We start from the raw sequence: 6,984 nt of genomic DNA, 5'->3' as shown, positions 1-6,984 counted from the left end.
GGCGGCCGATCACCCAGTTGGTCTTGGTGCTGCAGCGCGCCGCGGCGGCGGGGGTGGGCGCGGCCGGAATTTCGGCGCTGCTGCTCACCCACCTGCACAGCGACCACATCGGCGACCTCGGCGACCTGCTCATCACCCGTTGGATCAGCACGTTGGCGCCTGATCCGGCGCCGCTGCCGATCATCGGACCGCCCGGCACCGCGGAAACGGTCGAGGCGACGCTCAAGGCGTTCGGCCACGACATCGGTTACCGGATCGCCCACCATGCCGACCTGAACGCGCCGCCCGCGGTCGAGGTGCACGAATACACCGAGGGTCCGGTGTGGGACCGCGACGGGGTATCGATCCGGGTGGCCCCGACCGATCACCGGCCGGTGGCGCCGACCATCGGGTTCCGCATCGAGTCCGGCATGGCGGCGGTGGTGCTGGCCGGGGACACGGTGCCCTGCGCCGGCCTCGACGAGCTGGCGGCCGGCGCCGACGCGCTGGTGCACACCGTGATCCGCAAGGACATCGTCGCCAACATCCCGCAGCAACGGCTCCAGGACATCTGCGACTACCACTCGTCGGTCGAGGAAGCGGCGGCGAGCGCGGCCCGCGCCGGCGTGGGCACCCTGGTGATGACCCACTACGTCCCGGCGTTGGTGCCCGGCCAAGAGGAACAGTGGCGGGCGCTGGCCGCTTCGGAATTCGGTGGCCGCGTCGAACTCGGCGACGACCTGCACCGGGTCGAGGTCAATCCGCGGTCGTAGCCGTCGTTCGCCGAATGTCATTGCGCCGCAACGGCAATCGTACTCCGGCTACCACCAGCCAAACCAGCGCCGAGACCCGCGCGATCGGCAGGATCACCCCGAGTTCGGGCCACACCAAGACCAACGTCGTCAATTCGGCAAGGACGGCAATCGCAAGGCCGACCCAGGCCAGCGGACGCGGCGTCAATCCCAGGATGAGGCTGGGCGCCGCCATGCCCGCCACCAGCAGACCCAGGGCCACGATGTGACCCGGGCCGCCGACCAGAAATACCAGGAAGTACACGCCGCGAACCAACGAGGTGTCGCCGCTGACGTCCGGCCTCGAAAGCGTCCAGGCCAGCAACCCGCTCAGACCCAGGGCACCCGCGGCCAGGGTGCCGCCCGTGAGGGCGATCGTGGCTCCCGGGGCGGTAACGCCGAGTTGGCGCAACCGAGCGCTCGCCGTCGCAGCGTAGATCGCCAACGGCACCGACGACGCGAACACCGCGGTGGCGATCACTTGCACCGCGACCGGCTGAGCGCGGACATATGCCGTAACGGCGGTCGCCGGCCCGTAGGGCAACGGCATCACGCCACCCAGCGCGACCCCGATTGCAATGCCGCCGAAGAGCAATCCCACGCAAACCCCGGCAAGCAACACCAATGGCGGCCCGCCTTGCCGGCGGCGATCGGCAACCCGAGTTGCATCTGCTTGTGAATCGTTCATAGCGTGAACGATATGCCCGGCTCAGCGACTTGACAAGGCCGTCAATGATTCGATCGAAGAATAATTCCCGAACGCTATGATGTTTCGGTGTCATCAGTTCCTAGCGACCATCCCGACGGCGTGGCCTTCCTACTGGCTCAACTCGGGCATCACGCCGCAAGCCTGTTCGCCGAACAGGTGGCCACCATCGAGTTGACCCCTCCGCACGCGGGAATTCTGCGCGCCATCGCCGCGGAGCCCGGCCGCAGCCAGCAGGCCCTCAGCGCTCAGTTGGGCATGTTGCCCAGTCGCGTGGTCGCATACGTCGACGAACTCGAGGAGCGCGGCTACGTCGAGCGGCGCCGCAACCCCGACGACCGCCGGTTGCATGCTCTTTACCTCACTGCGTCCGGAAAGAGGTTGATGCGCAAGCTTTCCGAGCTCGCACGCCAGCACGAGCTCCGGTTCGCCGCCACGCTTGATCCTGAGCAATACAGCACCCTACGTGGGCTGCTTGCCACGATGGCACAGCAGCAGGGCCTGATGCCGCACGTCCACCCGGGTTACCGCACGCTTCGGCCTAGGCCAGCCGGGTGACCTCGACGATGACGTCGAGATCCGTTGCGCCCTGGCCCGAATAGATGCCTTTGAGGGGCGAAACGTCGGTGTAGTCGCGGCCGGCGCCCAGGCTGACGTATTGCTCGGTGATCTCGGTGTCGTTGGTGGGGTCGTAGTTCCACCAGCCGCCCGTCCAGGCCTGAATCCAGGCGTGGCTTCGCCCGTCGACGGTATCCCCGACGACGGCGTTGCGTTTTGGGTGCAGGTAACCCGACACGTAGCGCCCGGGAATTCCCATGCAGCGCAATAGGATCAGTGACACGTGCACGAAGTCCTGGCACACGCCCTTGCCCTCGTTCAGCGCGTCCAGCCCCGACGAATGCACGCCGGTGGTCCCCGGGAGGTAGTCCAGCTCGTCGCGCACCCACCCGGCCGCGGCGACGACGGCTTCGGCCGGGTCGTGAGCCTTGGCGATCTTCTTCGCCACGGAAGCAACGCGTTTGCTTGCCGGGGCGTGGGCGGTGGGCCGAAGCAGTTCGTCGAAGCGATCGATCACCGCCTCCGACCGCAGGTCGCTCCAGCTGACCTCGGCCACCGGTGGCTCCGGCCGCTCGGTCTCGACGACCGACGACGACGTCACCGTCAGGTCGGTGTGCGGCGCGTGCAGGTCGAACGCCGTGACGGCGGTGCCCCAATAGTCGATGTAGCGGTAGGAGCGCGTCGCCGGAATCGTCTCGATCCGGTTGAGGATGACGTTTTGTCGGGTGTCCGACCGCGGGGTCAGCCGGGCTTCGTTGTAGGAAGCGGTCACCGGCGACTGGTAGGCATATCCCGTAGTGTGCACCACCCGCAGCCGCCACATCAGGCTTCGACCTGCCGGGTGACCAGCCGGGCACCGGCATCCGACCACGCCACCCACGGTGTGGCGTGAAAGTACTGCAGCGCCAAGGCTTCTCCGACGTCTCGGCAGGTTCGCTGCAGGCCCGCCAAACGGCTGTCCAACGACTCGAGCAGCACCCCGGGGTGCACGAATTCCAGCTCGCTGCGGGCCTGCCCGAGCAACCGCTGCGCCTCGCCGGTGGCCCCGATCCGGCTCTGCGGATTGTGCAGCAGCTCTTCGAGATTGTGTTCGGCCAGCCGCAGCGAGTAGAACACCGAACGCGGAAACAGCCTGTCCAGCAACATGAATTCGACCACCCGGCTGGCGTCCAGCACACCGCGGTAGGTGCGCAGGTAGGTGTCGTGCGCGCCGGCCGAGCGCAACAGCGTCACCCAGGCCGGCGACGAGGCGCTGTCCCCCACCCGCGACAGCAGCAGCCGAACCGTCATGTCGACCCGCTCGATCGCGCGGCCCAGCAGCATGAAGCGGTAACCGTCGTCCCGCGACAGCGTCGAGTCGGCCAGGCCGGCGAACATCGCCGCCCGGCCCTCGATGAATGACAGGAACTCGTGCGGCCCAAGGCGTTTCGCGGCCCGCTCGCGTTCGGCCAGGGCGTGGTAGGTGGTGTTGAGGCACTCCCAGATCTCGCTGGAGGTCACCTCCCGGGCCGACTTCGCGTTTTCACGCGCCGCCGTGATGGCGTCGACGATCGAACAGCCGCCCGTAGCGTTGGTGCTGAACGCGACCAGGTCGGTCAGCGACCAGACGTCTAGGTCGTGATCGGGCGGGTCGATGCCCAGCACCCGCAGCAGCAGCCGGGATGCCTGATCCGGGTCGACGCTGGAGTCCTCGAGCAATTGGTGCAGCGCCACGTCCAGGATTCGTGCGGTGTCGTCGGCGCGCTCGACGTAGCGACCGATCCAATAGAGCGCCTCGGCGTTACGCGCCAGCATCAGCGCATCCCCTGCTGTTGCTGCTGTTGTTGCTGCTGTTGCTGCTGTTGCTGCTGGGGCTGCCCGTCGGCCACCTCGGTGGGCTGCGGTTGTTGCTGCTGCATCCGCGGCGCGCCGTCGAGCACCGGGTCCGGGATGGACTTGGGCAGCGATCGCACCACCTCGGCCGCCCCCAGCTCACGGGCATTGGCCGCCGCCCGCGGCGCCAGCACCCAGGTGTCCTTCGAGCCGCCGCCCTGGCTGGAGTTGACCACCCGCGAGCCCTCGACCAGGGCCACCCGGGTCAACCCGCCCGGCAACACCCACACGTCGTTGCCGTCGTTGACCGCGAACGGCCGCAGATCGACATAGCGAGGAGCCAGCGCGCTTCCGACCTGCGTCGGCACGGTCGACAGTTCCATCATCGGCTGGGCGATCCAGCTGCGCGGGTCGTCGCGGATCTTCTTGGCTACGACGGCCAGCTCCTTGTCGGAAGCCTCCGGCCCGAACACGATGCCGTAACCGCCGGATCCTTCGACCGGCTTGAGGACCAACTCGTCGATCCGGTCCAGCACCTCTTCGCGTTCGTCGTCGAGCCAGCACCGGTAGGTCTCGACGTTGGCGAGCAGCGGCTTCTCGCCCAGGTAGTACTCGATCATGGTCGGCACGTAGGTGTAGACGAGCTTGTCGTCGCCGACGCCGTTGCCGATCGCGCTGGAGATGACGACGTTGCCGGCGCGCGCGGCGTTGACCAGGCCGGCCACCCCCAGCACCGAGTCGGCCCGGAACTGCAGCGGGTCCAGGAAGGCGTCGTCGATGCGCCGGTAGATGACGTCGACCTGGCGTTCACCCTCGGTGGTGCGCATGTAGACCTGGTTGTCGCGGCAGAACAGGTCGCGGCCCTCGACCAGCTCGACGCCCATCTGACGGGCCAGGAGCGAGTGCTCGAAGTAGGCCGAGTTCGCTACGCCGGGGGTTAGGACGACGACGGTGGGATCGGCCTCGTTGGTGGCCGCCGAGTTGCGCAGCGCGCGCAGCAGGTGCGAGGAGTAGTCGTCGACCGCGCGGACCCGATGGGTGGCGAACAGGTTCGGGAAGACCCGCGCCATGGTGCGCCGGTTCTCCACCACGTACGAAACGCCCGACGGTGAGCGCAGGTTGTCCTCGAGGACGCGGAAATTGCCCCGCTCGTCGCGGATCAGGTCGATGCCGGCCACGTGGATGCGCACGCCGTTGGGCGGGACGATGCCGAAGGCCTGACGTTCGAAGTGCTCGCAGGAGGTGATCAGGCGGCGCGGGATGATGTTGTCGTTCAGGATCTCCTGGTCGCCGTAGATGTCGTGGAGATACATCTCGAGGGCCTTGACCCGCTGCGTGATGCCGCGCTCCAACCGGCTCCATTCGGCGGCCGAGATGACCCGCGGCACCAGGTCGAGCGGGAACGGCCGCTCCTGACCCGACAGCGAAAACGTGATGCCCTGGTCGATGAAGGCGCGGCCAAGCGCCTCGGCGCGGGCCTTGAGGTCCGCGGCATCAGCGGGCGCCAGCTCGGCGTAGATGCCCTTGTACGGACCGCGGACGTTTCCCTGGGCGTCGAACATCTCGTCGAACGCCATCGAGTAGGAGTCCGACGTGTTGTATCCGCCGAAGATGCGCTCGGAGCGCGCGTCCGATTGTCCCGCACCGCCGCGCGACCCACGCCTGGTTTCCTCAAGCTGGCTCGGAAGACTCACTTTAGAGATGGTGCCTCACGTCGGCGTTCTGGCAGGCCACGGGTTCCCGTTTTGGGAGAAAACGTAACCGACTGCTAACCTGGGCAGTCGCATATTGGGTGTGGGGCCGCCCCCCAAACGAGCAACGCAACCACCGATTCGAAGAAGGAAATGACGCGTGGCCAACATAAAGTCGCAGCAGAAGCGCAACCGTACTAACGAGCGCGCCCGCCTGCGCAACAAGGCGGTGAAGTCGTCGCTTCGCACCGCCGTGCGCGCGTTCCGCGAGGCCGCCCACTCCGGCGACAAGGACAAGGCCACGGAGTTGCTGGTGTCCACCAACCGCAAGCTGGACAAGGCCGCCAGCAAAGGCGTGATCCACAAGAACCAGGCCGCCAACAAGAAGTCGGCGCTGGCCCGCGCCCTCAACAAGCTCTGAGGCCCACCGGCCGACGCCCCCTCAGCGGCTGTGGTCGGCCACCAGCTCGGCGACCTGCCTGACCGCCGATTCCAGCGCATAGTCCGCGTCGGCGACGGCACCCTTGACGTTGGCGTTGAGCGCCGCCACCACCTTCATCGCCGTCGCCACCCTCTCGCGCGACCAGCGCCGGGCCTGTTTCTGCGCCTTCTGCACCCGCCAGGGCGGCATTCCCAGCTGCGCCGCCAGGCGATACGGGTCGCCGGAGAGCGGGCCCACCCGGCCGATGGTGTGCACGGCTTCGGCCAGCGCGTCGGCCAGCACCACCAGCGGCTCCCCGCGCATCATCGCCCACCGCAGCGCCTCGGTGGCCCCTGCGACGTCACCGACCACGGCCTTGTCGGCGATGTCGAAGCCCTTCACCTCGGCCCGCCCGCTGTGATAGCGCCGGACCGCGGCGGCATCGACGTCCCCGCCGGTGTCGGCGACTAGCTGCGAACACGCGGCGGCGAGCTCGCGCACGTCGGAGCCGACGGCATCCAGCAGAGCCGTCACCGTCTCTTCGTCGGCCTTGACCCGCAGCGCGCGAAACTCCTTGCGGATGAAGTCGACGCGCTCGCTGAGCTTGGCGATCCGCGCGCACGGATGCACCGCCGCGCCCAACGACTGCAGCTCGCCGGACAGCGCTTTGGCCCGTCCCCCACCCGAGTGCACCACCACCAGCACCGTGCCCGGCGGAATGTCGGCGGCGGCCGCGGCGATGATTCCCGCCGCCTCCTTGCCCGCCTCGGCGGCGGCCTCCAGCACGACGATGCGCTCGTCGGCGAACAGCGACGGGCTCAGCAGCTCGGCGAGCTCGTAGGTGCTGACGTCGCCGGCCCGCATCCGGCTCACCGGCACGTCTTGCGTGCCCGCACGCTCGCGCGCCGACCGCAGCACGTCGGCCACGGCCCGCTCGACCAGCAGTTCCTCGTCCCCCAAGATCAGGTGCAACGGCGCCAGCTCGCTCACCCCACGATGGTGTCACGTGGGTCCGACTAGGGGTCG

The 6,984-nt window shown here is 68.2% G+C and carries 8 protein-coding genes; 3 read left to right on the top strand and 5 right to left on the bottom strand.

Annotated elements, in window-relative coordinates:
• A partial coding sequence (locus tag A5764_RS02400; RefSeq protein WP_156664457.1) for a ribonuclease Z occupies positions 1 to 752 on the top strand: 752 nt, incomplete at its 5' end.
• Here the strand turns inward: A5764_RS02400 and A5764_RS02395 are convergent.
• Positions 736 to 1,458 (bottom strand): hypothetical protein, encoded by a 723-nt coding sequence (locus A5764_RS02395; protein ID WP_197501175.1) that lies wholly within the window; start codon positions 1,456 to 1,458, stop codon positions 736 to 738. The two genes, A5764_RS02400 and A5764_RS02395, sit on opposite strands and share 17 nt — an antisense overlap.
• An 87-nt stretch (positions 1,459 to 1,545) precedes the next feature.
• On the opposite strand from A5764_RS02395, the gene A5764_RS02390 reads away from it, so the two are divergent.
• A complete protein-coding gene (locus A5764_RS02390; RefSeq protein ID WP_067107960.1) occupies positions 1,546 to 2,034 on the top strand; it encodes a MarR family winged helix-turn-helix transcriptional regulator in 489 nt (162 codons plus the stop codon).
• Here the strand turns inward: A5764_RS02390 and A5764_RS02385 are convergent.
• From A5764_RS02385 to A5764_RS02375, 3 genes are read right to left on the bottom strand one after another with little or no spacing between them, the layout of a single operon-like run.
• Entirely contained in the window at positions 2,018 to 2,857 is an 840-nt protein-coding gene (locus A5764_RS02385; RefSeq protein WP_067107957.1) for a transglutaminase family protein, read from the bottom strand. The two genes, A5764_RS02390 and A5764_RS02385, sit on opposite strands and share 17 nt — an antisense overlap.
• Positions 2,857 to 3,828 carry an alpha-E domain-containing protein gene (locus tag A5764_RS02380; protein WP_067107954.1) on the bottom strand — a complete coding sequence of 324 codons (972 nt, stop codon included), beginning with the start codon at positions 3,826 to 3,828 and terminating at the stop codon, positions 2,857 to 2,859. Before A5764_RS02380 ends, A5764_RS02385 begins: the two co-directional genes overlap by 1 nt.
• Complete coding sequence (locus A5764_RS02375) at positions 3,828 to 5,549, bottom strand: circularly permuted type 2 ATP-grasp protein (protein ID WP_067107951.1); 1,722 nt, start codon at positions 5,547 to 5,549, stop codon at positions 3,828 to 3,830. Before A5764_RS02375 ends, A5764_RS02380 begins: the two co-directional genes overlap by 1 nt.
• A 148-nt stretch (positions 5,550 to 5,697) precedes the next feature.
• On the opposite strand from A5764_RS02375, the gene rpsT reads away from it, so the two are divergent.
• Positions 5,698 to 5,958: a 30S ribosomal protein S20 gene (gene rpsT / locus A5764_RS02370; protein WP_067107948.1), complete on the top strand. Its 261-nt coding sequence runs from the start codon at positions 5,698 to 5,700 to the stop codon at positions 5,956 to 5,958.
• Between the two features lie 21 nt (positions 5,959 to 5,979).
• Here the strand turns inward: rpsT and holA are convergent, their stop codons facing one another.
• Entirely contained in the window at positions 5,980 to 6,930 is a 951-nt protein-coding gene (gene holA, locus A5764_RS02365; RefSeq protein ID WP_156664459.1) for a DNA polymerase III subunit delta, read from the bottom strand.
• Between the last annotated feature and the right edge of the window lie 54 nt (positions 6,931 to 6,984).

The organism is Mycobacterium sp. 852002-51057_SCH5723018 (genome assembly GCF_001667035.1).
GTDB lineage: Bacteria > Actinomycetota > Actinomycetes > Mycobacteriales > Mycobacteriaceae > Mycobacterium.
Note: the sequence above shows the minus strand (reverse complement) of the source record. Positions and strands in the feature narration are given on the sequence as shown.